This is a genomic window from Sporosarcina sp. P37, from assembly GCF_002109365.1.
Taxonomy (GTDB): domain Bacteria; phylum Bacillota; class Bacilli; order Bacillales_A; family Planococcaceae; genus Sporosarcina.
Window position 1 is genome coordinate 1234206 of sequence record NZ_CP015349.1, and the last position, 26924, is coordinate 1261129.

A 26924-nucleotide genomic window follows, 5' to 3' on the forward strand; every position below is an offset into this window, starting at 1 on the left:
GTCCATCTTCCCCCTGCATTCTTAGTGTTTAAAATGACGTACACCTGTGAATACCATCGTAATACCGTATTCATTTGCTTTTTTAATGGAATCTGCATCTTTCACAGAACCGCCGGGCTGAATAATTGCTGTAATACCCGCTTTTGCCGCTGCTTCGACCGTATCATCCATCGGGAAGAATGCATCAGAAGCAAGTGCAGCTCCTTTTGCGCGTTCCCCCGCTTGTGTCAGTGCAATATTCGCTGCACCTACACGATTCATCTGTCCGGCACCTACACCGATCGTCATTTGCTCATCTGTCACAACAATCGCATTGGATTTAACATGCTTGACGACTGCCCATCCAAGTTTCATCGCATTCCATTCTGCTTCGGTCGGCTCACGGTCTGTTGCCACTTTAATGTCTGCTTCTTCAAAACCGTATGTGTCAGGCTGCTGCATCAGCAATCCGCCTTCTACTGACACCGTATTCCATTTGTCTTGTTTTTGCTGTTCAAATGAAATCGTCAGCAGACGGATATTTTTCTTCTTCGTCAATGTCTCAAGTGCTTCCTCCGTAAATGAAGGTGCAATGATGATCTCAAGGAAAATGTCTGCAAGCTGCAGCGCCGTTTCCTGGTCAACTTCTTTATTCAATGCAATAATGCCGCCAAAAATAGACGTGGAGTCTGCTTCGTAAGCTTTTTTGAATGCTTCTGCAATCGTGCTGCCTGTGCCTACTCCGCATGGATTCATATGCTTAACTGCAACTGCTGCAGGCTCAGTAAATTCCTTGACGATTTGAATAGCTGCATTAGCGTCCTGAATATTATTATAAGAAAGTTCTTTTCCATGAAGCTGTTCCGCGTAGGCAATGGAGAAATCAGATCCAAGCGGACGGCTGTAAAATGCTGCCTGCTGATGAGGATTTTCTCCGTAACGCAATGGCTGCTTCAACTCGTATGTATAAGTTACTTGCTCAGGGAATTGCTCGCCTGCCAGCTCTGTCAGATAACCTGAAATTAATGCATCATAAGCTGCTGTATGGCGGAAAACTTTAGCGGCGAGACGGCGTCGTGTTTCGAGCGTTGTCTGACCATCTGCTTTTAATTCATTCAGTACTGCTTCATAGTCTGCTGCATCCACAATCACTGTGACATAGGCATGGTTCTTTGCCGAAGCACGAAGCATTGCCGGACCGCCGATATCAATATTTTCAATGGCATCTTCTGCCGATACATCCGGTTTTGAGATAGTTTCCTTAAATGGATAAAGGTTGACGCAGACTACGTCGATTGGCTGGATACCGTGTTCTTCCATTTGTGCCTGATGTCCGGGATCATCTTGTTTCGCAAGCAATCCGCCGTGAATCATCGGATTCAATGTCTTGACGCGGCCTTCCATAATTTCAGGGAAACCGGTAATTTCATCCACTGCTGTTACCGCAACGCCATTGTCTTTCAAATGCTTCATCGTGCCGCCTGTAGACAATAATTCATAGCCTAGCTGTTCAAGTTCTTTTGCAAATTCCAGTATTCCGCTTTTATCCGATACGCTCAAAAGTGCGCGCTTTTTCAAAGGAATCCCTCCAGTTTATAAAAAAAGCCTGTCTTGACAACAGGCTGATCATTTTTTAAATAGGTTCTGCAATGTTTCTGTGTATAATTCGTGTTCAACGGCATGAATGGCGGAAGCTGTTTTCACTTCATCGCCGTCAATAACGTCAACTGCCCTCTGTGCAAGAATAGGGCCTGTATCCATCCCTTCGTCTACAAGATGAACGGTGACACCCGTTACTTTGACACCGGCAGCAACTGCTTGTCCAATTGCATCTTTGCCCGGAAATGAAGGCAGCAGCGATGGATGAATGTTAATGATTCGCTCTGGATATGCAGACAGTAACACAGGACCGATCAGCCGCATATAGCCGGCCAATATCAGCCATTCTGCACCTGTTTCCTGTAATGCTTCCAGTACAGCCTGCTCATACGCCTGTTTCGTCTCAAATTCACGCGGACGAAACGCGGCAATTGGAATACCGGCCTGCTGCGCCCGTTCATTGACATATGCATCCGGCTTGTCTGTCACCATCAAAACAATGTCAGCTGGGATGCGCCCTGCGCGGCAAGCTTCTTCCAAAGCGGCAAAGTTGCTTCCGCTTCCTGAAGCGAATACTGCAATTTTCACTTTATTCATTTTGATAATGTCCCGTCGTGTTCACCAATGAACGTCACGCCTTCTGACTTGGTTACACGTCCGATCACATAAGCATCTTCGCCATGAGCTTTTGCAATTTCAATGGCTTTTTCAGCTTCCGCTTCCGGCAGCGCCACGACAAATCCGATACCCATATTGAATACGCTATATAGATCGCGGTCAGTTAATTCGCCTTTTTCTTTCAGCATCTGGAATACAGGAAGTACCGGCCAGGCACCCAAATCTACTTCCACTCCAAAGCCGTCTGAAAACATGCGCGGAAGGTTTTCAAAGAATCCGCCGCCCGTAATATGCCCCATGGAATGAACGTCCAATTTTTGATGCATTTCGAGTACCGGCTTTGCATAAATCTTTGTCGGTTTCAGTAATACTTCCGCCACTGTCCCCAACTCCTCATAGCCTTCAAGCGTGCTGCTGATATCGGCACCAAGTTGTTCAAATACGATATGGCGCACTAACGAATAGCCGTTTGAGTGGATTCCGCTTGATGCGATACCAACCAATACGTCTCCTTCTTGTACACGCTCGCCTGTTACGAGTTTACTTTTTTCACAAGCACCGACAGCGAAACCAGCCAAGTCGTACTCATCTTCTTCGTAAAGCCCCGGCATTTCAGCAGTTTCTCCGCCTATCAATGCAGCGCCTGATTGCACACAGCCGTCCGCCACACCTTTGACGATTGCCTCTACTTTTTCAGGAACTGCTTTCCCAAGTGCTACATAGTCAAGGAAATACAATGGTTCTGCGCCTTGCGCTACGATATCATTGACGCACATTGCCACACAGTCGATCCCGATCGTATCATGACGGTCAGCCATGAAAGCTAATTTCAGCTTTGTCCCGACGCCGTCCGTTCCTGAAATCAGAACGGGTTCCTTATATTCGAGCGCAGATAGATCAAACATTCCGCCGAACCCGCCAAATGCACCTGCCACCCCTTTACGGGATGTTCGTGCTACGTGAGACTTCATCCGTTCCACTGACTCATAGCCAGCTTCAATATTGACTCCCGCTTTTTCATATGCCTTTGACATGGAAAAAGGCCCCCTATCGCATGATTTCTTTTTCGTGCGGCATTGCCGTATCCGCATAAATTTCCGTTGGATACTCGCCTGTGAAACAAGCCAGACATTGGCCGCAATTTTTCATCTCCGATGATCTGCCATTAGCTTCAAGCATTCCTTCTATAGACAGGAATGACAATGAATCTGCACCAATCTCATCGCGCATCTCATCCAATGTACGGCCCGTTGCAATTAATTCTGATTCAGAACTAATATCGACCCCGTAATAACATGGAGCAATTAGAGGAGGTGAAGCAATCACTACATGTATTTCTTTCGCACCCGCTTCACGGAGCATCGCGACAATACGTTTTGATGTTGTGCCGCGGACGATTGAATCATCAACCATTACGACACGCTTGCCGTTTACTACCTGATGCACAGGCGACAGCTTCATCTTCACGCCCTGTTCGCGCAACGCTTGTGAAGGCTGTATAAATGTTCTGCCGACATAACGGTTTTTAATCAATCCTAGTTCATATGGAATTCCGCTTTGTTCAGAAAATCCGATGGCAGCGGATATACTTGAATCCGGAACGCCTGTGACAACATCCGCACTGATTTGTACTTCGCGTGCCAATTGCTTGCCGCAGCGTTTACGCGCAGCATGTATATTGATGCCGTCAATATCTGAATCCGGACGGGAGAAGTAGACATACTCCATCGAACACATCGCGTTATCCGCCGCTTCTGCAAATCGTTCAGACGTCAGTCCGGTATCATTAATAATCAATAATTCGCCGGGTTCAACGGAACGAATATGTTCCGCGCCGATGATGTCAAATGCACAGGTCTCTGATGCAACAACCCATGCGTCTCCGATTTTCCCAAGAGATAATGGACGCATAGCGTTTGGATCTTGTGCAACCATTAATCCTTCGTCTGTCAGCAAAACAAATGCAAATGCACCTTTTAAAATACGAAGAGCTTTTTTTACTCTGTCCCGCTGATTGAGCGAACCGCTGCTGCGTTTAATTAAGTGAGCGAGCACCTCAGTATCAGACGTACTTTGGAAGATACTCCCCTGACGTTCCAAATGTTCTTTCAGATCAGTTGCGTTCACGAGGTTGCCGTTATGCGCAATCGCCAGGCTGCCTGTTGTTGAACGGAAGACGAGCGGCTGCACATTCTCTATACCGCGTCCGTCCTCTGTCGTATAGCGGACTTGCCCGATGGCGCCGCGGCCATGCAGCGAAGAAAGGTTCTCGCTTGAGAATACTTCGTTGACCAGACCTTCGCCTTTGACAGCCTGGAGACCTTTCTCGCCTTTGACGACGATTCCGGCTCCTTCCTGCCCGCGGTGCTGAAGTGCATGCAATGCATAATAGCTGAGCTGTGCAGCATCTTCATGACCCCAAATACCAAATACGCCGCACTCTTCGTTTAATCCTCTGAGTTCAGCAAGCATGCGATTGCTCCTTTCCAAGCAGTGTGGAATTCTTCTACCGTCCCTTCTACTAGGACAGTTCCTTCTGCGTCTTTGATGACAAGTTCTTCATCATCTGTCACTGCTCCGATTTTCACTGCATCCTGAACCTTAGCTTCAAACGCAGCCACTTGTTCTGCGTGTACAGTAACTAGGAAACGTGATTGTGTTTCACTGAATAATGCTGTAACTGCTGAACCTTCAACTGTTACATTTGCGCCCAGACCGCGTGCGCCAAATGCACTTTCACAAAGTGCGACAGCAAATCCGCCTTCTGACAGATCAGCTGCAGACTGTATTAATCCGGCCTGAATCGCTTCCAGAAGCTGTCGCTGGCGTGCTGCTTCAATATCTAAATCGATTGCAGGTGATTTACCGAAGATTTTCCCTTCAATCATCTGCTGCAGCTCACTGCCGCCAAATTCTGTTTCTGTCTGACCGATTAAATAGATCGCGTCTCCTGCTTGTTTGAATCCTGGCGTTGTTACCTGGTTCAAATCATGAACGATACCTACCAAACCAATTGTCGGTGTCGGATAGATCGGCACCCCGTTCACTTCATTGGAAAGGGATACGTTACCGCCGATTACCGGAGCGTTGAGTTTACGGCAAGCTTCTGAAATGCCATCCGCAGACTTTTCCAGCTGCCAGAATACTTCCGGCTTATCCGGGCTTCCGAAGTTCAGGCAATCTGTCAGTGCGATTGGCTCTGCGCCGGAACATACTAGGTTACGTGCTGCTTCTGCTACCGCAATCTTACCGCCTGTTTCCGGATCCAAATAAATGAAACGTGAGTTACAATCCGCTGTCATCGCAATTCCTTTATTCGTTCCTCTTACACGCACAACACCTGCTGAAGCTCCCGGCGCGAGGACTGTGCTCGTTCTTGCGCCTGTATCAAACTGATTGTAGACCCATTCTTTTGAAGCAATCGTCGGACGCTGCAATAGATCAAGCAATGTCGTTTTCAAATCAGTTACTTGCGGTTCTTTATTTTCCATCGCCTGGTTTTCTGCAAATGATGCAGGTTCCTTCGATTCTTTTTGATAGCTTGGTGCATCTTCAGCCAATAAATCTGCTGAGATTTCTGCAGCAACTTCCCCTTTATGAAGCAGGCGAAGCATTTTATCGTCTGTAACCCGTCCGATTGCCACAGCATTGATGCCATATTTCGTGAATAACTCGATGACTTCTTCTTCACGGCCCTTTTTCACAACGATGAGCATACGTTCCTGGGATTCAGACAGCATCATTTCATACGCCGTCATATTCTCTTCACGCTGCGGTACAAGATCCAAGTTTAACTCCACGCCATAGCCGGCTTTAGAAGCCATTTCTGCGGCTGAAGACGTCAGACCTGCTGCACCCATATCTTGAATACCGATCAGCGCATCAGATTTCACTAATTCCAAACAAGCTTCCATCAATAACTTTTCAATGAATGGATCTCCCGCCTGCATAACCGGCAGTTCTTGTTCTTCTTCAATTGTCAGTTCGGATGAAGACATCGTAGCGCCATGAATTCCGTCACGGCCCGTTGTCGCACCTGCGTACAGAACCGTATTCCCGACTCCTGCCGCTACTCCTTTTTGAATATCTTCATGATTCAATAAACCGACGGCCATTGCGTTAACGAGCGGACGCTTAGAGTAGCACTGATCAAACTGCACTTCACCCGCTACTGTCGGAATCCCCATTGTATTACCATAACTTGCGATTCCCGCTACCGCTTCTTCGAATAAGAATTTATCACGCGGATCTGTTAAATCACCAAAACGCATAGAGTTCACTAATGCTACCGGACGTGCTCCCATTGAGAATACATCACGAATAATTCCGCCTGCACCTGTTGCCGCTCCGATAAAAGGCTCGATTGCAGAAGGCGAGTTATGCGATTCCATTTTGAATACAGCAGCCTGATTATCACCGATGTCCACAATACCTGCACCTTCACCAGGCCCTTGCAGCACGCGTGCACCTTCAGTCGGGAATTTGCGCAGAACAGATTTTGAGCTTTTATATGAACAGTGCTCTGACCACATGGCAGAAAACAATCCTGTTTCCGTATAGTTCGGAGTGCGGCCAAGCATTTCTTCCGCACGCTCATATTCTGCATCTGTCATGCCCATTTGGAGATATAAACGATTATCTTTGATTTGCTCCGCTGTAGGTTCGTGATTAATTGACATGCTGTTCACCCCGATTATTCATAATTGATTGGAATAATGCTGCTCCATCTGTTCCGCCGATCATTTCTTCCACTGCACGTTCAGGTAGCGGCATCATCCCCAGCACATTACCTTCTTCATTCGTGATGCCTGCGATTGCTTCTGTGCTGCCATCTGTATTTTCTTCTGCATACGTAAAAATAATTTGATTATTAGTTTTTAATTTCTCCACTGTCTGTTCATCCGCGTAATAATTACCGAATTCATGTGCAACAGGCAATGTAAGAACCTGACCTTGTGTATAGTCTTTTGTAAAAGCAGTGTTGCTGTTTTCCACTCGGATTGATTCTTGAGCGGAACGGAATTTCAAACCGCGGTTACGCAAGAAGCCGCCCGGAAGCAGGCCTGCTTCCACCAAAATATGAAATCCATTACCGACGCCTAACACGGGTTTGCCTGATTCTGCAAATGCCTGAAGCTGTTTGAATGCAGGAGAACTTTTTGCCAGGGCTCCCGGACGCAGGTAATTTCCGTATGAAGTGCCTGTCGGGAGAAGAACCGCATCGAATTGATCGAGTTGACCGGCTTCTGTATGCCAAACGTATTCAACATCTTGCTTTACTGTTTCCTCAATCGCATGATACATATCAAGATCACAAGTAAGACCTGGGAATACTAGAACGGCGAACTTCATTTGCTGGCAACCTCCCCGATTTCAAATCGAAAATCTTCAATGACTTTATTGATCAGCAGATCGTTGCACATTTCATTCACGCATGTTTCGATTGACTGTTCTGAACCTTCCAGCTCCAGCTCGATTAATTTACCAACCCGTACACTTTTCACTTCTTCGTAGCCCATCTTTTGAAGTGCTTCAGCTGTCGCGATTCCTTGTGGATCTACAACACTTTCACGCAGTGTTACATAAATAGTTACTTTCGTCATTGTCGGTTCCTCCCAAAGTGGAAATAATAGTTTTTTTTAGAGCAGTGATTAATCTTGCCAAATACCAGACTGTTCAATTTCCTGCAATGTTTCTTCCAAATCATCCGTCATAATCGTTACATGGCCCATCTTACGCTTTTCTTTCGCTTCTGCCTTTCCATATAAATGAACGGACCAGTTTGGATAATCTGCAACACGCTTCTGGAGCGGTTCCACATGTTCTCCCAGTACGTTCACCATGATGGAAGGTGCCCAAAGTCTCGGCTCACGAAGAGGCCATCCGCAAACCGCACGGATATGCTGATGAAATTGCGAAATATTACATGCTTCAATCGAATAGTGCCCGGAATTATGCGGACGCGGCGCTAATTCATTAATAATGATTGCACCGTCAGGAAGAACGAACATTTCAACTGCCAATGTACCGACTAACTCCAGGTGCCCGGCGATTTTCTCCGCTGCACTTACAGCTTGTCTCAAAACGCCCTCATCCACTCGTGCCGGTACGATTGATTCGTGCAATATATGATGCTTATGAATATTTTCCGCGATCGGCAGGCAATATGTCTGCCCCGCCGGATTGCGCTGTATAATAACTGATATCTCTCTTTCAAACGGTACGAACGCTTCTGCTATACAAGCAGAGTGTGCAAACAATTCTTCTGCACTGCCCAGCTCATCTTTTGTTTCAAGTTTTACTTGGCCTTTACCGTCATACCCGCCAAAAGCCGTCTTGACGATACATGGAAAGCCTACTTCATCTATTTTCTGTTCCAGTTCTTCAAAGCTGTCAGCTGTTACATACGGCGCTACAGGTGCACCAGCCGCTCTGATCTCCGCTTTTTCATTAATGCGGTTTTGTGTAATGCGGACTAATTCAGCTCCCTGTGGCACATACGCCTTCTCTGTCAGCCGTTTTAATCCTTCGTAATCAATATTTTCAAACTCAAATGTAATAACATCGCTCACTTTGCTTAATTCATTCAACGCTTCCTCATCGTTATAAGGAGCTACAATTTCAATATCTGCCAGTTGGCCGCAAGGGGAGTTCTTTGTGGGATCGAGAACTGCGATTTTGAATCCTGCTTCTTTTGCCGCAAGCCCCATCATCCGCCCCAATTGTCCTCCGCCGATTATCCCGATGGTCTGTCCAGGCTGAATCATCTTCAATTTAGTTCACCACTGCTTTCCATCGCGATTTTCTTCATTTCATCGCGCCTCTGCTGCAGTCTGCTGCGTAATTCTTCATCTTGTACACTAAGCATTTGAGCTGCAAGAAGTCCGGCATTTGTAGCGCCTGCTTTACCGATCGAAACAGTAGCCACCGGAACGCCGCCTGGCATTTGTACGATAGACAGCAGAGAGTCCATTCCATTCAATGCTTTGGACTGCACGGGCACACCAATAACAGGAACGAGCGTTTTTGCCGCAACCATTCCCGGTAAATGGGCAGCTCCGCCTGCACCTGCGATAATAGCATGCAAGCCTTTTTTCTCGGCTTGTTCTGCATAGTCAAACATGAAATCCGGTGTACGGTGGGCCGACACTACTTTCTTTTCATAAGGAACGCCCAGTTCATCTAATATGTCGCATGCATGCTTCATTGTTTCCCAGTCGCTCTTACTGCCCATAATGACACCAATCTTCGGTTCCAAATCCAATCCGCTCCTTCATGCACAACAAGATTTTATGTAAAAAATAAAAAGGTCCTTGAAAACTCCACTTTTCACATGCACAAAAAGCAGAACTTTCAAGGACCTTTACTAAAACGAATATACAGCCATACATACTCAGCTATTCTTCGTGATTATCCAAGAAAAATTGCTTTCCCACATAGTGTAGACATTTACGGTGTCTTTGTAGAAACGCAGCAGCCAATTCTGCAGCATATACGGGGAACTCATTTACTCTTATTATATTATCAATTAATACATAATCCGTCAACTTAAATCCGAACATTATATTATATGTCTTTTATAATCATTCGTCTTTAAGTTGCCATCTGATTAAATACACATCACTTCTCCTGTCAGCTGCAGTTATTGGCTAGTTTTAACCCCTTGAAACTGAGTTTGTTGCCTGACAGGTATATACTCTTCCCCTACTTGTTCAAATAAAGGCTTTTCCCGCCGGGCAACAACAGTATATCCCAAACTTTGAATTCGCTGCAGGCACTCTTCCAGTGTCTCATCTTCATTTCTGTCAAACCACATTTTCTGTTTACTCATTTAAATAATTTACCTCTTTTCACATTCCGCACCCAGAATCCGCCGTGTATCGACTTAGGTTCATACGATATAATAAACGCCTTCGGATCCAGATCCGTTATCGTTTTATACAGCTGCATTTCATATTTACGCGGTGTCAGGATCTGCATAGTGGAGCGGCCTCCGCTTAATCCATTAGCTGCAGAGTCTGTAACCCCATAACCGAGCCGGCGCAATTCAGCAGGTATTTCTTTATTTATATCCGCTGTTATAACATTAACTGTAATATAGCCAAGTGCCAGCCGCTCTTCAATTTTCGATCCAATGATAACACCTGATCCATATCCTACTGCATAAGCAATTAAGTTTTGAATTTGATCCAAATTGTCAAGAACCAATCCAAGACCGATAACATAGACAACTGTTTCTACCATACTCACTATTGCAGCAACATAACGATAACCTTTCAGAGTCAGAATTATCCGTACTGTCATAAAGGATACATATATAATATTGATTGAGAAAATAATTAACACCATTAACATTGCCCCACACCTTTCCACAAGTAGAATAATCGTATCGCGCATGAGGTAAAAACTCAAGGAAAGATTTTTACTATTTACTAATTATTAGTATGGCCGATTTTTTCTTTTCGCGGACTGTATTAGGGGTGATGGAGGTGTGTCAGCGGATTGTGCACCGCGTCCGGGTGCTTGTCGAGGAGGAGGATTGAGAGGAGATGCCGTGTGAGTATGAGCGCTTGGACGGAGGGTTAGAGCGGATGCCGCGCGAGTATGAGCGTTTGGACGGAAACATAGAGCGGATGACGCGTAAGTATGAGCGCATCGCCGGAGGCATAGAGCGGATGCCGAACAAGTATGAGCGCTTAGCCAGAGGCATAGAGCGGATGACGAACGGATATGAGCGCTTGGACGGAGGCATAGAGCGGATGCCGCGTGAGTTTGAGCGCATCGCCGGAGACATAGAGCGGATGACGCGCGGGTATGAGCGCTTAGCCAGGGGCATAGAGCGGATACCGGGCGAGTATGAGCGCTTCGCCGGAGGCTTAGAGCGGATGTCGCGTGAGTATGATCGCTTAGCCAGAGGCATAGAGCGGATGCCGAACAGGTATGAGCGCTTGGCCGGAAGCATAGAGCGGATGCCGAACAGGTATGAGCGCTTGGCCGGAGACATAGAGCGGATGCCGAACAAGTATGAGCGCTTAGCCAGAGGCATAGAGCGGATGAACTGGAGTTATGAGCGCTTGGCTGAAAACATAGAGCGGATACCGACCAAGTATGAGCGCTTGGCCGAAGAGATAGAGCGGAGGCCGCCCAAGTATGAGCGCTTGAACAGCCGGTATGATCAAACATCCAAAAGAATGAGCGGCCAACAGAAAAAATTCTCTCAAAACACAAAAAAGCCACTCCCCAAAGGGAATGGCTTCGCTTGCCTAGCAACGTCCTACTCTCACAGGGGGAAACCCCCAACTACCATCGGCGCTGAAGAGCTTAACTTCCGTGTTCGGTATGGGAACGGGTGTGACCTCTTCGCCATCGTTACTAGACTTCTTGAGTAAAGCTTGTTCACTCAAAACTGAATAAAAGACATTGGGTCATTCAAGTAACTTCTTTTTATAATAGGTTAAGTCCTCGATCGATTAGTATCTGTCAGCTGCATACGTCGCCGTACTTCCACCCCAGACCTATCCACCTCATCATCTTTGAGGGATCTTACTTACTTGCGTAATGGGAAATCTCATCTTGAAGGGGGCTTCATGCTTAGATGCTTTCAGCATTTATCCCGTCCATACATAGCTACCCAGCGATGCCTTTGGCAAGACAACTGGTACACCAGCGGTATGTCCATCCCGGTCCTCTCGTACTAAGGACAGCTCTCCTCAAATTTCCTGCGCCCGCGACGGATAGGGACCGAACTGTCTCACGACGTTCTGAACCCAGCTCGCGTGCCGCTTTAATGGGCGAACAGCCCAACCCTTGGGACCGACTACAGCCCCAGGATGCGACGAGCCGACATCGAGGTGCCAAACCTCCCCGTCGATGTGGACTCTTGGGGGAGATAAGCCTGTTATCCCCGGGGTAGCTTTTATCCGTTGAGCGATGGCCCTTCCATGCGGAACCACCGGATCACTAAGTCCGTCTTTCGACCCTGCTCGACTTGTAGGTCTCGCAGTCAAGCTCCCTTATGCCTTTGCACTCTGCGAATGATGTCCAACCATTCTGAGGGAACCTTTGAGCGCCTCCGTTACTCTTTAGGAGGCGACCGCCCCAGTCAAACTGCCCACCTGACACTGTCTCCTGCCCGGATCACGGGCAAGGGTTAGAAGTCCAATACAGCCAGGGTAGTATCCCACCAATGCCTCCTCCGAAGCTGGCGCTCCGGAATCCAAGGCTCCTACCTATCCTGTACAGGCTGCACCGGAATTCAATATCAGGCTACAGTAAAGCTCCACGGGGTCTTTCCGTCCTGTCGCGGGTAATGCGCATCTTCACGCATATTATAATTTCACCGAGTCTCTCGTTGAGACAGTGCCCAGATCGTTACGCCTTTCGTGCGGGTCGGAACTTACCCGACAAGGAATTTCGCTACCTTAGGACCGTTATAGTTACGGCCGCCGTTTACTGGGGCTTCAATTCAGAGCTTCGCTTGCGCTAACCCCTCCTCTTAACCTTCCAGCACCGGGCAGGCGTCAGCCCCTATACGTCATCTTACGATTTTGCAGAGACCTGTGTTTTTGCTAAACAGTCGCCTGGGCCTATTCACTGCGGCTCTCTCGGGCTATTCACCCTACCAGAGCACCCCTTCTCCCGAAGTTACGGGGTCATTTTGCCGAGTTCCTTAACGAGAGTTCTCTCGATCACCTTAGGATTCTCTCCTCGCCTACCTGTGTCGGTTTGCGGTACAGGCACCTCCCGCCTCGCTAGAGGCTTTTCTTGGCAGTGTGAAATCAGGGACTCCGGAGATAAATCTCCTTGCCATCACAGCCTAGTGTTATATGAGAACGGGATTTGCCTCGTTCTCCACCTCACTGCTTAGACACACAACCAACTGTGTGCTCACCCTATCCTACTGCGTCCCCCCATTACTCAAACGGCGGGGAGGTGGTACAGGAATATCAACCTGTTGTCCATCGTCTACGCCTATCGGCCTCGACTTAGGTCCTGACTAACCCTGAGCGGACGAGCCTTCCTCAGGAAACCTTGGGCATTCGGTGGAAGGGATTCTCACCCTTCTTTCGCTACTCATACCGGCATTCTCACTTCCAAGCGCTCCACCAGTCCTTCCGGTCCAGCTTCAACGCCCTTGGAACGCTCTCCTACCATTGACCATACGGTCAATCCACAGCTTCGGTGATCTGTTTAGCCCCGGTACATTTTCGGCGCAGCGCCACTCGACCAGTGAGCTATTACGCACTCTTTAAATGATGGCTGCTTCTAAGCCAACATCCTGGTTGTCTGGGCAACGCCACATCCTTTTCCACTTAACAGATACTTGGGGACCTTAGCTGGTGGTCTGGGCTGTTTCCCTCTCGACAATGGATCTTATCACCCACTGTCTGACTCCCAAACATAAATCATCGGCATTCGGAGTTTGTCTGAATTCGGTAACCCGGGATGGGCCCCTCGTCCAAACAGTGCTCTACCTCCGAGATTCTTTCGTTTGAGGCTAGCCCTAAAGCTATTTCGGAGAGAACCAGCTATCTCCAGGTTCGATTGGAATTTCACCGCTACCCACACCTCATCCCCGCATTTTTCAACATACGTGGGTTCGGGCCTCCAGTCAGTGTTACCTGACCTTCACCCTGGACATGGGTAGATCACCTGGTTTCGGGTCTACGACCCCATACTCATTCGCCCTATTCAGACTCGCTTTCGCTGCGGCTCCGCTTTCTCAGCTTAACCTTGCATGGAATCGTAACTCGCCGGTTCATTCTACAAAAGGCACGCCATCACCCATTAACGGGCTCTGACAATTTGTAAGCGCACGGTTTCAGGTTCTATTTCACTCCCCTTCCGGGGTGCTTTTCACCTTTCCCTCACGGTACTGGTTCACTATCGGTCACTAGGGAGTATTTAGCCTTGGGAGATGGTCCTCCCGGATTCCGACGGAATTTCACGTGTTCCGCCGTACTCAGGATCCACTCTGGAGGGAATGCACTTTCGACTACGGGGCTTTTACCCGCTGCGGCGGACCTTTCCAGGTCGCTTCGTCTAATGCATTCCTTTGTAACTCCGTATAGAGTGTCCTACAACCCCAAGAAGCAAGCTTCTTGGTTTGGGCTCTTCCCGTTTCGCTCGCCGCTACTAAGGGAATCGATGTTTCTTTCTCTTCCTCCGGGTACTTAGATGTTTCAGTTCTCCGGGTGTGCCACGAGTATGCTATGTATTCACATACACGTACTGTCCCATTACGGACAGTGGGTTTCCCCATTCGGAAATCTTCGGATCAAAGCTTACTTACAGCTCCCCGAAGCATATCGGTGTTAGTGCCGTCCTTCATCGGCTCCTAGTGCCAAGGCATCCGCCGTGCGCCCTTTCTAACTTAACCTATAAAAGGTCCAACGTCATCCTAGCGATAGGAATCAGAAGGTTAAAAAGATTGCTTGAACTGCATATGACTATGCAATTCGGTTGATTACTTGATTACTTTCAATGTCGTTTTATCCAGTTTTCAATGAACAAGAAAAAAGCTTTGAACACTCAAAAAATGAGCCTTCAAAACTGAACGCAAAACGTTAACGTGATGAATCGGAGATTCATCTTCCGAATGTTTCTGTCATATTTCAGACAAGAGAACATAATCCTTAGAAAGGAGGTGATCCAGCCGCACCTTCCGATACGGCTACCTTGTTACGACTTCACCCCAATCATCTGTCCCACCTTCGGCGGCTGGCTCCCGTAAGGGTTACCCCACCGACTTCGGGTGTTACAAACTCTCGTGGTGTGACGGGCGGTGTGTACAAGACCCGGGAACGTATTCACCGTGGCATGCTGATCCACGATTACTAGCGATTCCGGCTTCATGCAGGCGAGTTGCAGCCTGCAATCCGAACTGGGAACGATTTTGTGGGATTGGCTCCCCCTCGCGGGTTTGCAGCCCTCTGTATCGTCCATTGTAGCACGTGTGTAGCCCAGGTCATAAGGGGCATGATGATTTGACGTCATCCCCACCTTCCTCCGGTTTGTCACCGGCAGTCACCTTAGAGTGCCCAACTGAATGATGGCAACTAAGATTAAGGGTTGCGCTCGTTGCGGGACTTAACCCAACATCTCACGACACGAGCTGACGACAACCATGCACCACCTGTCACCACTGTCCCCGAAGGGAAAGGCATGTCTCCATGCCGGTCAGTGGGATGTCAAGACCTGGTAAGGTTCTTCGCGTTGCTTCGAATTAAACCACATGCTCCACCGCTTGTGCGGGTCCCCGTCAATTCCTTTGAGTTTCAGCCTTGCGGCCGTACTCCCCAGGCGGAGTGCTTAATGCGTTAGCTGCAGCACTAAGGGGCGGAAACCCCCTAACACTTAGCACTCATCGTTTACGGCGTGGACTACCAGGGTATCTAATCCTGTTTGCTCCCCACGCTTTCGCGCCTCAGCGTCAGTTACAGACCAGAAAGCCGCCTTCGCCACTGGTGTTCCTCCACATCTCTACGCATTTCACCGCTACACGTGGAATTCCGCTTTCCTCTTCTGTACTCAAGTCCTCCAGTTTCCAATGACCCTCCACGGTTGAGCCGTGGGCTTTCACATCAGACTTAAAGGACCGCCTGCGCGCGCTTTACGCCCAATAATTCCGGACAACGCTTGCCACCTACGTATTACCGCGGCTGCTGGCACGTAGTTAGCCGTGGCTTTCTGGTAAGGTACCGTCAAGGTACAGGCAGTTACTCCTGTACTTGTTCTTCCCTTACAACAGAGCTTTACGATCCGAAAACCTTCTTCACTCACGCGGCATTGCTCCATCAGACTTTCGTCCATTGTGGAAGATTCCCTACTGCTGCCTCCCGTAGGAGTCTGGGCCGTGTCTCAGTCCCAGTGTGGCCGATCACCCTCTCAGGTCGGCTACGCATCGTTGCCTTGGTAGGCCGTTACCCCACCAACTAGCTAATGCGCCGCGGGCCCATCCTTCAGTGACAGCGAAACGCCGTCTTTCAACATCTCTTCATGCGAAGAAATGGGTTATTCGGTATTAGCCCCGGTTTCCCGGAGTTATCCCCATCTGAAGGGCAGGTTGCCCACGTGTTACTCACCCGTCCGCCGCTAACTGTTGGAAGCAAGCTTCCAACAGTTCGCTCGACTTGCATGTATTAGGCATGCCGCCAGCGTTCGTCCTGAGCCAGGATCAAACTCTCCATAAGACCGGCCGCCGAATCGCAGCGGATTGCGTCGTCAGTTTCACTCGCTCAGTCGGTCACGTACGTTAGTACGCTCCCTTCTTCGCTCGATCACTTCCTAGCACTCCACTACGACTCGACACCCGATAGAATGAAAAATCGATTAGCTCGAGTTTCATTTGCTGGCATCAATTAAGATACTCATTTTGTTTATGTCATCGCTAGATGCATAAACTGTATTTCGTTAACGTTTTGCTGTTCAGTTTTCAAGGTTCATGCCAGTCGCTTTCTTGACTGTTCCACTACTATATCAAAGAGATTTTCAACTGTCAACAACTTTAAACATCTTTTTTCAATTTCTTTTAATTTTATTTTAGAAGCTGATTCATTCCGCTTGGCATATATCCGATTACAGCTGTAAAAAAACCGCCCCTCCATTGATCGGAGTGGCGGTTTGTCTTTATTTGATAAATATGAAGTATAAGATGAAGATCACAAAGAGACCGTACATAATTGGATGGATTTCTTTTCTTCTGCCGCTCACCAGCATCGTGATAGGGTAAAAGACGAAACCAATTGCGATACCTGTTGCGATACTGTACGTCAATGGCATAGCAATAATCGTGAAGAAAGCAGGAACCGCAATTTCAAAACGATTCCATTCAATATTACCCAGCGTTGAAACCATCAGCACCCCTACGATAATCAAAGCTGGGGCCGTAACTGCCGGCGTGATGACCAATAGCAGAGGCGAGAAAAATAATGCCAGTAAAAACAGCACGGCCGTAACAATAGAAGCAAAGCCGGTTTTGGCACCTGCCGCAACACCCGCAGTAGACTCAATATAGGAAGTGGTCGTGGATGTACCCATCACAGATCCTGTCACCGTTGCCAATGAATCCGCCAGCAATGCTTTACCTGCACGCGGAAGACGGTCATCTTTCATCAAACCAGCTTGTGTAGCAACCGCCACCAGTGTTCCCGCTGTGTCAAAGAAGTCCACAAAAAGGAATGTAATGACGATCACAAGGAATTGGGTGGTCATTAACGAGCCAGGATCGTTGATGATCGCATCGAATGCAGCGCCGAATGTTGGAGTGACCGGCGGAATTTTATCCACTACTTTATGAGGAACTTCTATAAGACTGACGAGCATTCCTACGACAGTCGTCATAATCATTCCATAGAAAATAGCACCTTTGATTTTCCGCACCATCATGATGACTGTGATGACTAATCCGGAAATCGTCAATAACGTGGGGCCTGCCGTTAAATCACCCAGGCCGACCAGTGTATTTTCATCCCCTACGATAATCTTTGCGTTCTGGAGACCGAGGAATGTAATGAACAAGCCTATCCCCGCTCCGACGGCAAATTTCAGCTGAGCCGGAATTGCATTAATGATCTTTTCCCGCAGCCCTGTTAATGAAAGAACGATAAAAATCAGTCCAGAAAAAAGGACGCCTGTTAATCCTGTTTGCCACGGAATACCGTATGTCAGCACTACCGTGAAAGCGAAGAATGCGTTCAGACCCATTCCTGGCGCTAACCCTATCGGATATTTGGCTATCAAGCCCATAAACAATGTTCCAACAGCAGCTGAAAGTGCCGTTGCGACGAATACCGCGCCTTTGTCCATACGCATGGAATCAGGTAAATCAGGAACAACGTCAAGAGATAACATGATCGGGTTGACTGCTAAAATATAAGCCATGGCTAAAAACGTAGTAATTCCGCCAATAATTTCGCGACGATAGTTAGTACCAAGCTTTTCAAACTCAAAATATTTTTTCATTGTGACCTTCCTTATGCTTAGTATGTAAAAAGAGGCAAGCGAAATAACTTCGCATGCCTCTCCTTTAATCCAATAGAAAATAATCTTCTATTACGGATCGTAGTCGAAACATTTACGGTGTTTCGGTAGAGACTTCCAGGCCTTATTCCCAGCGTTATACGATCATATTTTGTTGTTTATCTTATTCCCACTCAATCGTGCCAGGAGGTTTTGCCGTAATATCATATACTACGCGATTCACCTGGTCGACTTCAGACGTAATGCGGGTACTGATTTTCTCCAGTACATCCCAAGGTATACGAGCCCAGTCCGCTGTCATCCCATCCACTGAATGAACCGCTCTGATACCGATCGCATAATCATAGGAGCGCTGTTCATTTCGGACACCGACACTGCGGATATTCGGCAGCACTGCGAAGTATTGCCAAATCGAACGGTCCAAGCCTGCTTTTGCAATTTCATCACGTAAAATGAAGTCAGCATCACGAACGATTTCCAGCTTATCTTCTGTGATCTCACCAAGTACACGAACTCCGAGACCCGGTCCAGGGAATGGCTGACGGTTCACGATTTCTTCCGGCAAGCCCAATTCCGCTCCAACTGCACGCACTTCATCTTTGAATAAAGCACGAAGCGGCTCAATCAGCTCGAAATCCATATCTTCAGGCAGGCCGCCTACATTATGGTGAGACTTGATAGTGGCAGATGTAGCAGTTCCACTTTCGATAATGTCTGCATAAATCGTACCTTGCGCTAAAAATTTAATACCATCCAGTTTAGCGGATTCCTCATCAAACACGTAAATAAATTCATTACCGATAATCTTACGTTTTTGTTCAGGTTCTGTAACACCCGCCAGCTTGTCCAGGAAACGTTTGCGCGCATCCACTTTAATGAAGTGCATGCTGAATTGTTCACTGAAAGTCTTGACAACACTCTCGACTTCCCCTTTACGGAGCAAGCCGTGATCGACAAAGATACATGTCAGCTGATCGCCGATCGCCCGGTCGATTAAAGCAGCAACGACAGAAGAATCTACTCCGCCGCTCAGTGCGCATAATACTTTGCGGTCACCTACTGTCGAACGGATCTTCTCCACTTCGATCTCGATGAATCGTTCCATAGTCCAATCGCCCTTGGCTTTACAGATTTCAAAAACGAAGTGCCGTAAAAAATCTTTGCCGTGTTCTGAACGGTGCTCTTCGGGATGGAATTGAATTGCATAGATCTGTTGTGCGTCGTTGGAAACAGCGACGATATTACCTTCAGAGTCCGTTGCTGAAGACGTGAACCCATCTGGTAATTGTGCTACATGAGCACTGTCCTTCACCCAAACGTTCTGCTTCTCTGTTTGTCCCGCGAACAATGCAGATGTGGTATCCACTGTAACCAATTCTTCTTTTCCTTCGCCGTCCGCATTCACTTCCACTGTACCGCCCAAATGCTCGACGATAAGCTGCGTTCCGTAACTGATGCCCAGCACCGGAATACCAAGTTTTAATATTTCCGGATTAATATCATACGCTGCTGCATCTCCTGCAGAAGCTGTACCCCCGGAAAGCACGATACCGACCGGATTCATTTCTTTCAATTCCTCAACAGTCGTTGTATGCGCATGTAACTCACTGTACACACCAAATTCACGGATCGTACGCGTGAAGAGCTGATTATACTGACTGCCGTAATCGAGAACCACAATTTTTTCTTGTTCGACTAACAAAGGAGCATTTGACAACTGATCCACCTCTTCCAATTTTTTAGTGCTGATTCATGCCTCAACTACAAAAGACGCGTAAGAAAGTCAACTTTCCACGCGTCTCTTCCGCCAAAGAATACAATTCATGCTATACGATGACGATTGACGTTCAGTAGTGCAAAATATGCCGAGGTCATATCAAATATTGATTCAATACATATTTTACGCATATTTCGCTAAAAAATCAACATGTTGTACTAATAATTAAATCTTCCCACACTTCATTTAACTTATCCCAATCCTGCGATTTCCAGTCGTTGCCGTAAATTCCTTTTTCATAGGCTGCTGTTAAGACCGACATGCGTTCTCCGCCGTAACGTTTATCCACTTGGTTTGCATAGTTTGAAAGTGTCATGCCGGCTTCTTTCGGCATGCCGGTACGGTCGAGCTGCCGCAATAATTGTCTATATTGCTGTTCAAACTTCTCTCGTCCATTCGGCTGAGCATGTAATTGTCTGACATGCCACCCAGGCAGCCAGCCGCTTCGTTTACTAAATACGACAATACCTGCAACGGCAGATGCGACCAGAAGCGACACATACAGCCACCACTTAGTGAAGAGCCATACCAGCTTCTCTTTCAGTTCGTTAAAAAATGGCGCCGGCTGTCCTTGCTGCTTTTGGAATTCTTTCTGCTTTTCCGCTGCCGGCTGGACAGGCTTTTGGATTTCCTCTTCTTCTTCTTGGCTGTCATTTGGCATGTCATATGTAATATCAGTCGGGTGCGTAAAACCGATGGTCGGCTCAAACGGCATCCAGCCAATTTCCGGTATATACGCTTCCACCCACGAATGTGCTTCGTCGTTGGTTACACGATATACACTTTCCCCTGACGCTTTTAATGCCGGTTCACCGGGAGCAAACCCCTTTACCCAGCGTGTCGGCACGCCTGCGGAACGGAGCATTACTGCCATAGAAGTAGAAAAATTGTCGCAATAGCCTCTTTTCGTCTCAAATAAAAACTGATCAACATAGTCCTGTTCATCTTCCGGCACTGCTACATTTTGCGTGTCATAGAAAAAGCCGTTCTTTTTGAAGTATTGCTCAATGGCTTTTGCTTTGTTGTAAACACTCGTTTCTGTTTCCGTAATCGACAGGGCCAGCTCTTTTACCCGCTCAGGCAAGTTTTCGGGTAGCTGTAAATAACTATTCAAATCCTCTATAACTGTTTCATAGTTCACCATCTCCGGCTTTTGCAATTCGGACAGCATATATTCAGGAGCCATATACTGTATTTCATATTGCTCCACCTTCTCCTGAAGACCCATCAGCAAATACAGGCGATTTGCATCCGTTTCATGCATCAGATCTATGCCGGCAGGTTCGGATATTTTCGTTGTCCCATATGGCGCGGCAATGAACGGCAGCGGTTCTGCAAACTTCAGTACTGCTGATGATACTTCCGCTTCTTCCGGAGTTGCATGCAGCTCTTCGCCGGTCGATAATAATTTTTTATTCATTTCCCTTTCCTGCAGCCAGCCCTTTGAAGTATAGGTGTCCTTTGTTTCAATCCGCCAGTATTGACGGTCTTCCACCGCAGCTTCAAACACAAGTCCGTGATCTTGAACGAAGGCTCCGCCAAGCTGAGAATCATCCGGATCATAACCTGCTTTTGCCTGCCCTTTGTCTGAAGCCTGATCTTCGGCTCCGCTTAATGATAATAAAAACGGCACTGGGTCCGGCCATGCCGACGGATGTACAGGGGCGTTTCTGGAGAATAACCCTACAGCCCCAACGATCAGCATGACTGGCAAGAAAAGAACCAGCATGCGCCTCGGGCGAAGTGAGACTCTGTCATTGCCCGCCAGCTTCAGCGCTGTAAGACACCCGGTAATGACCATTCCTATAATCATAATCCTGACGATCGAAGAAGATCCATCGTACGGAGTAAACGTATCCAGAACAGAAACAAACAGCACAGTAATGCCAAAGAACATCATCATGCTCTGCCGCACTTCAATCCAATGCCGGATTAAATATGCGATCATCCAAACTAATGTAAACAGCAATAACGTACGGAATAAATTTGACAGGTCACCCAGCTCGCCCTGAAACAACAGCAGAATATTGCGCTGCACATCCCTTAGGATTATGCCAATCGTCTTGAGCGACAGTGACAGCTGATTAAAATACATGTAATGAATCGACCATGCGATATAAAGAAGCTGGACCATCCCGCTGATCCACCAAGGCAGACGCGTCAGCGCCAAAATGAAGAATAATGCCACATACAGCAAAAAGAGAGCAGGGTGGCCAAAATCAGTCAGCTCCATAATCGGAATAAACCATTCCCACAGTAAAATCGCGCTCAATACGTATAAAAATATAAGCACTTTCCAGCTCATTCGTTGTTTCTTCATACTGCCACCGCCTCTTTCAGCGCCACGGCACGATCAGACGGGTGAACGAATCGCACTTTGACGCCCAGCTGCTTCACTTGGCTGACAACCGAATCCATTCTTTTTACTTCCTCTTCATCCGTAATCATCACAAAACAAACCATGCCTGACGGATTACGGTAAAAATGCAGCACCCGGCGGATAAAATCTAAGTGAAGAGCGGCTGTAACAACAAGCAACGCGTCTTCAGATACCGCCTTCTCCGTCGGCAGCAAGACGCGGTGCGCATCATCAGAGTGAATTTTAGCCAAGTGAACTAATGCCTGTCTGGTCTGATCGGCCGATTGCATACGCGGAAATAAGGATGGCTGAGAACTCGCTGTCATGAATGTCAGCTTGGCCTGATGCTCTCTTGCTGAGACGACTATGGACGCAGCGAACTCTACTGCGTCTTCAAACGCCTCTGATTTACCGCAGTCAAGCAGCACAGTATATTGTTCAGAACGCTGCTCATCAAATTCCTTCGTCATCAGCTTCGAAGTGCGCGCAAATGATTTCCAGTGAATCAGGGATATTCGGTCGCCGGGCGCGTATTCCCTTACACTCGAAGGAGTCGTTGCATCCTTTGCCGGCGTATAAGCTGAAAGCCGCTGACCACCGCTTGTTCCGCCAGCAGCTGACTGATACATTAGACCGGTTACGTTCGGGTAGACCAGGAACGTGTCATGCACAGCAAATACTTCTTTTTTTCTTATCCAATTAAAAAAATCCACCAGTTCAATTTCAACCGCAGGCAACGTATATTCGCCGCGTGTAAGATCCTTCAGCACATAAGAATATTCGTATGTCCTCCTGAAGCCGATCAGCGCCATTTGCCTCACTGTCCGCGTCTGTTTCGCATGTATCCGTTTATCCGCAAGAATTATATACGGCAAAGGAAATGGCCACTTTCTTTTAATAATCAGACGGATCACCGCCTGCCCGTTACGCATTATATGGCGGTCCTCAATATGCCGTTCCACACGTATATCACGCATTGGATACAAATATAGCAGGATGGAGTACGCGACAAATGGCACCAGCATGTAGAAAATAAACCAGCTGACAAATCCTCCCTGAAATTTCGCGAATGCATAGGCGGTTACCCCGATTGCCAGAACGCCCGCTAACCGGCCGAATGATTTCAAATGTTTCATATAGTAGCAGACCTGCGGTTCACCGGCACTTCCAGCCGGCCAAGAATATCCCTGATGATGCCCGCGGCTTCCACCCCTTCATATTTAGCTTCCGGACGCAATATCAGCCGATGTGAGAAGGCGTATGGCGCCAAATATTGCACGTCGTCCGGCAAAACAAACGTACGCCCTTTCACAAATGCATAGGCCTGGCACGCTTTCATCAATGCCAATGCCCCCCGCGGACTGACACCCAATGCAACTGAATGATGGCGGCGTGTCGCTTCTGCGCAATCTACTATGTAAGAAATAACTGTGTCATCTACCGTGACTTCCTGCACATCCCGCTGTAATTCGAGCAATTCTTCTACTGTCAGAACAGCTTTAATTTGATTAACCGGAATCTGCTGTTCCGCCCGCTTCAATAACTCCATTTCCTGCTGTTTAGTCGGATAGCCCATTTTCAATTTAAAAATAAAGCGATCCAATTGCGCTTCGGGCAGAGGGTAGGTCCCCTCATATTCAATGGGGTTTTGGGTCGCCATGACAAAAAAAGGTTTGGGCAGCTGGATAGTTGTGCCATCGACGGTAATCGACGCTTCTTCCATTCCTTCCAGCAGCGCCGCCTGTGTTTTTGGGGAGGTTCGGTTAATTTCATCCGCCAGTACGATATTACCGATCAGGGGACCCGGACGAAATTCGAATTGCATAGTTTGCGGGTTGTAGATCGAAACACCCGATACATCAGAAGGAAGCAGATCAGGCGTAAATTGAATTCGTTTAAACTGGGCACCGATTGATGTAGCAAGAGCTCTCACCAGCATAGTTTTTCCGACACCCGGCACATCCTCCAGCAATACGTGCCCTCCTGCCAGCAGCGCCGTAATACTTAATTCCGCAATATCACGCTTGCCGACAATGACTTTTTCTATATTATTCAGCAGTTGTTCGATCCTTTGTGAATGCATAATTGTTCTCCTCCGCCACGAACTGAATCCGTTTTTATATGAAACCATCATACCTGAAACAAATAAGCCCGACAAACAGAAAAACTGCCGGCCCTTTATCTGATAAAGGCCGGCAGTTTTCATTTCCAAAAGTCATCAAATACAGTGATTGGCAAGTGCCGCTTATGGGCAGACCGCAAATAATGTCCTTCTATTTGTTTGCGCGCTTCATCCGACACTTCTTTACCTTCAAGATAGTCATCGATTTCTTCATACGTCACGCCCAGCGCTATTTCATCAGGGATAGCTGGCTTATTTCCTTCCAGATCAGCTGTCGGGATTTTATTGTACAGATGCGGCGGGCAATCCAGCGCTTCCAGCAGCTGTTTCCCCTGACGCTTATTCAGCCGATAGATTGGCATGAGATCTGCTGCGCCGTCACCAAATTTCGTGTAGAACCCTGTAATCGCTTCAGCCGCATGGTCTGTTCCAAGCACAACGGCATGATGAACCGCCGCCGTTGAATATTGGACCTTCATCCGCTCGCGCGCTTTCTCATTGCCTTTATCAAAGTCGGTGATGTGGAGACCAGCCCTGCGAAGAGCCCGCTCGCTGGCATCCACGGCTTCTTTAATATCCACTGAGTAGACGATCGACGGCCTGATAAAGCGCAGCGCATCCTGGCAGTCATCTTCGTCGAATTGAACGCCATACGGTAAACGTATGGCGTAAAAGCGGTATTCTTCTGTACCCGCCTGTTCATTCAGCTCGTCGACCGCCATTTGCGCCAGCTTGCCGACCAGCGTGGAGTCCTGACCACCCGATATGCCAAGTGTGAATCCTTTCAGAAATGTATTCTTTTTCAAATAATCTTTCATGAAATCAATGGAAGTGCGGATCTCTTGCTGCGGGTCGATTTCCGGCTTCACACGTAATGTCTGGATAATTTCTTGCTGCAATGTCAACGTTTCCACTTCCCTTTCATTGGTTTGTATAGTTGTCCACCATCTCATGCACTTCTTCTATATTGCGTCTTTTGTTGTCCCAGCACTTCTGACTGAGGTCGACCGGATATTCTTCGGGGTTCAATGAACGTTTATATTCTTCCCATAGCAACGAAAGGTTGTCCTGAGCAAATTCCCGGATTTTATAGACAGGCGGGTTTTCATAAACAACTTCTCCGCTGCGAATAACTTGCTGATGCAAATTGACCGCTTTAAAGTTCGTTACAAACTTTGAGATGAACGTATGCACAGGGTGAAACATTTTGATGCGCTCTTCTTTTGTCGGATCTTCATCATGCATCGTAATATAATCGCCTTCCGCTTTACCGTTCTCCAGGTCTATGATCCGGTATACCTTCTTGCGTCCAGGCGTCGTCACTTTTTCAACATTGGCAGATATTTTAATCGTATCCATCATCTCTCCGTCACCGTTTTCGATGGAGACGATTTTATATACCGCTCCAAGCGCCGGCTGATCATAAGCCGTTATCAGCTTGGTGCCGATTCCCCAGACATCGACTTGTGCGCCCTGGGCTTTCAAGTTTAAAATTGTATATTCATCTAAATCATTGGAGACGACAATTTTCGCATCCGGGAAACCTGCTTCATCCAGCATTCGACGTGTTTCTTTGGAAAGGAACGCAATATCACCGCTGTCCAGCCGCACCCCAATGAAGTTAATGCTGTCGCCAAGCTCTTTTGCTACCTTAATAGCTGTCGGAACACCAATTTTCAGCGTATTGTATGTATCCACTAAGAACACACAATCTTTATGACGCTGTGCATAGACTTTAAATGCCGTGTATTCGTCTTTATATGCCTGGACAAACGAATGCGCATGTGTGCCTGAAACGTCCAAGCCAAACCGTTTGCCGGCGCGCACATTACTCGTTGATTCGACACCGCCGATTACTGCCGCACGCGCACCCCAAATAGCTGCGTCCATTTCATGCGCTCTGCGGCTGCCGAATTCCATCACGACGTCATCCTTTACCACTTGTTTAATGCGGCTTGCTTTAGTGCTGATTAACGTTTGATAATTGACAATATTCAGCAGCGCCGTTTCAATCAGCTGCGCTTCGATTAGATTTGCTTCGATGCGGATAATCGGTTCATTTGCAAAAACGAGCTCTCCTTCTTTCATGGAGTACACATCGCCTGTGAAACGGACGCCTTTGAGGTAGTCAAGGAAATCGTCAGCGAATCCAAGCTCTTCGCGCAAGTAGGCTAAATCACTTTCTGTGAATGAAAATTCTTCAAGATACTTCAATACATGTTCGAGACCCGCGAATACCGCATAACCGTTGCCAAACGGGATTTTTCTGAAATACACTTCAAACACGGCTTTCCGTTCATGAATTCCGTCTGCCCAGTATGATTCGGCCATATTAATTTGGTATAAATCTGTGTGTAACGCCAAGCTGTCGTCTTGATATGATGAAGTCATAGTCGTCTCCTTCTTCCGTTGCAATAATAGTGTCATTATACACTATTTTCCCTGTTTCTCAGCAAAGTAACCACCTGCGCATGAAATGTTTTCTGAAA

18 protein-coding genes, 3 rRNA genes and 2 riboswitches are annotated in these 26924 nt (G+C 47.5%); all 21 genes read right to left on the reverse strand.

The features are described 5' to 3' along the window. Positions 1–21: 21 nt before the first annotated feature. Positions 22–1557: a bifunctional phosphoribosylaminoimidazolecarboxamide formyltransferase/IMP cyclohydrolase gene (purH, locus tag SporoP37_RS06470; protein ID WP_081242888.1), complete on the reverse strand. Its 1536-nt coding sequence runs from the start codon at positions 1555–1557 to the stop codon at positions 22–24. Positions 1558–1605: 48 nt separating this feature from the next. Further along, on the reverse strand, positions 1606–2175 hold the full coding sequence (purN, locus tag SporoP37_RS06475; RefSeq protein WP_085430545.1) for a phosphoribosylglycinamide formyltransferase: 570 nt from the start codon (positions 2173–2175) through the stop codon (positions 1606–1608). Continuing rightward, positions 2172–3230, reverse strand: coding sequence for a phosphoribosylformylglycinamidine cyclo-ligase (gene purM / locus SporoP37_RS06480; protein ID WP_085430546.1), 1059 nt, complete (start codon positions 3228–3230; stop codon positions 2172–2174). The genes purN and purM overlap by 4 nt, the downstream gene beginning before the upstream one ends. Before the next feature lie 13 nt (positions 3231–3243). After that, the gene (gene purF, locus SporoP37_RS06485; RefSeq protein ID WP_081242891.1) at positions 3244–4668 is read right to left on the reverse strand and encodes an amidophosphoribosyltransferase; all 1425 of its coding nucleotides are present in this window, start codon (positions 4666–4668) and stop codon (positions 3244–3246) included. Further along, positions 4644–6875 carry a phosphoribosylformylglycinamidine synthase subunit PurL gene (gene purL, locus SporoP37_RS06490; RefSeq protein ID WP_085430547.1) on the reverse strand — a complete coding sequence of 744 codons (2232 nt, stop codon included), beginning with the start codon at positions 6873–6875 and terminating at the stop codon, positions 4644–4646. Before purL ends, purF begins: the two co-directional genes overlap by 25 nt. Continuing rightward, entirely contained in the window at positions 6865–7548 is a 684-nt protein-coding gene (gene purQ / locus SporoP37_RS06495) for a phosphoribosylformylglycinamidine synthase subunit PurQ (RefSeq protein WP_085430548.1), read from the reverse strand. The genes purL and purQ overlap by 11 nt, the downstream gene beginning before the upstream one ends. Next, complete coding sequence (gene purS / locus SporoP37_RS06500; RefSeq protein WP_085430549.1) at positions 7545–7799, reverse strand: phosphoribosylformylglycinamidine synthase subunit PurS; 255 nt, start codon at positions 7797–7799, stop codon at positions 7545–7547. The genes purQ and purS overlap by 4 nt, the downstream gene beginning before the upstream one ends. A 48-nt stretch (positions 7800–7847) precedes the next feature. After that, a complete protein-coding gene (gene purK / locus SporoP37_RS06505) occupies positions 7848–8963 on the reverse strand; it encodes a 5-(carboxyamino)imidazole ribonucleotide synthase (protein ID WP_081244772.1) in 1116 nt (371 codons plus the stop codon). 2 nt (positions 8964–8965) lie between these two features. Next, entirely contained in the window at positions 8966–9454 is a 489-nt protein-coding gene (gene purE, locus SporoP37_RS06510) for a 5-(carboxyamino)imidazole ribonucleotide mutase (RefSeq protein WP_081242895.1), read from the reverse strand. A gap of 159 nt (positions 9455–9613) precedes the next feature. Further along, positions 9614–9714, reverse strand: a riboswitch (purine riboswitch). A gap of 124 nt (positions 9715–9838) precedes the next feature. Next, positions 9839–10027, reverse strand: coding sequence for an NETI motif-containing protein (locus SporoP37_RS06515; RefSeq protein WP_081242896.1), 189 nt, complete (start codon positions 10025–10027; stop codon positions 9839–9841). Then, positions 10024–10551: a DUF2179 domain-containing protein gene (locus SporoP37_RS06520; RefSeq protein WP_081242897.1), complete on the reverse strand. Its 528-nt coding sequence runs from the start codon at positions 10549–10551 to the stop codon at positions 10024–10026. The genes SporoP37_RS06515 and SporoP37_RS06520 overlap by 4 nt, the downstream gene beginning before the upstream one ends. 906 nt (positions 10552–11457) lie before the next feature. Next, positions 11458–11573: ribosomal RNA gene (gene rrf / locus SporoP37_RS06525) — 5S ribosomal RNA — on the reverse strand. A gap of 73 nt (positions 11574–11646) precedes the next feature. Further along, positions 11647–14575, reverse strand: a 23S ribosomal RNA gene (locus SporoP37_RS06530). Between the two features lie 260 nt (positions 14576–14835). Then, positions 14836–16388 (reverse strand): 16S ribosomal RNA (locus tag SporoP37_RS06535). The 16S, 23S and 5S rRNA genes sit together here, the layout of an rRNA operon. Before the next feature lie 436 nt (positions 16389–16824). Then, positions 16825–18159 carry an NCS2 family permease gene (locus SporoP37_RS06540; RefSeq protein WP_085430550.1) on the reverse strand — a complete coding sequence of 445 codons (1335 nt, stop codon included), beginning with the start codon at positions 18157–18159 and terminating at the stop codon, positions 16825–16827. An 80-nt stretch (positions 18160–18239) separates the two neighbouring features. Then, positions 18240–18341: riboswitch (purine riboswitch) on the reverse strand. Next, positions 18341–19894: a glutamine-hydrolyzing GMP synthase gene (gene guaA / locus SporoP37_RS06545; RefSeq protein WP_085430551.1), complete on the reverse strand. Its 1554-nt coding sequence runs from the start codon at positions 19892–19894 to the stop codon at positions 18341–18343. Its footprint overlaps the riboswitch before it by 1 nt. Before the next feature lie 205 nt (positions 19895–20099). After that, positions 20100–22274 (reverse strand): transglutaminase TgpA family protein, encoded by a 2175-nt coding sequence (locus SporoP37_RS06550; RefSeq protein WP_085430552.1) that lies wholly within the window; start codon positions 22272–22274, stop codon positions 20100–20102. Further along, a complete protein-coding gene (locus SporoP37_RS06555; protein ID WP_085430553.1) occupies positions 22271–23449 on the reverse strand; it encodes a DUF58 domain-containing protein in 1179 nt (392 codons plus the stop codon). Before SporoP37_RS06555 ends, SporoP37_RS06550 begins: the two co-directional genes overlap by 4 nt. Next, complete coding sequence (locus SporoP37_RS06560) at positions 23446–24396, reverse strand: AAA family ATPase (protein ID WP_085430554.1); 951 nt, start codon at positions 24394–24396, stop codon at positions 23446–23448. The genes SporoP37_RS06555 and SporoP37_RS06560 overlap by 4 nt, the downstream gene beginning before the upstream one ends. Before the next feature lie 119 nt (positions 24397–24515). Next, complete coding sequence (gene nadE / locus SporoP37_RS06565; protein ID WP_081242903.1) at positions 24516–25388, reverse strand: ammonia-dependent NAD(+) synthetase; 873 nt, start codon at positions 25386–25388, stop codon at positions 24516–24518. After that, on the reverse strand, positions 25357–26826 hold the full coding sequence (locus SporoP37_RS06570; protein ID WP_081242904.1) for a nicotinate phosphoribosyltransferase: 1470 nt from the start codon (positions 26824–26826) through the stop codon (positions 25357–25359). Before SporoP37_RS06570 ends, nadE begins: the two co-directional genes overlap by 32 nt. Between the last annotated feature and the right edge of the window lie 98 nt (positions 26827–26924).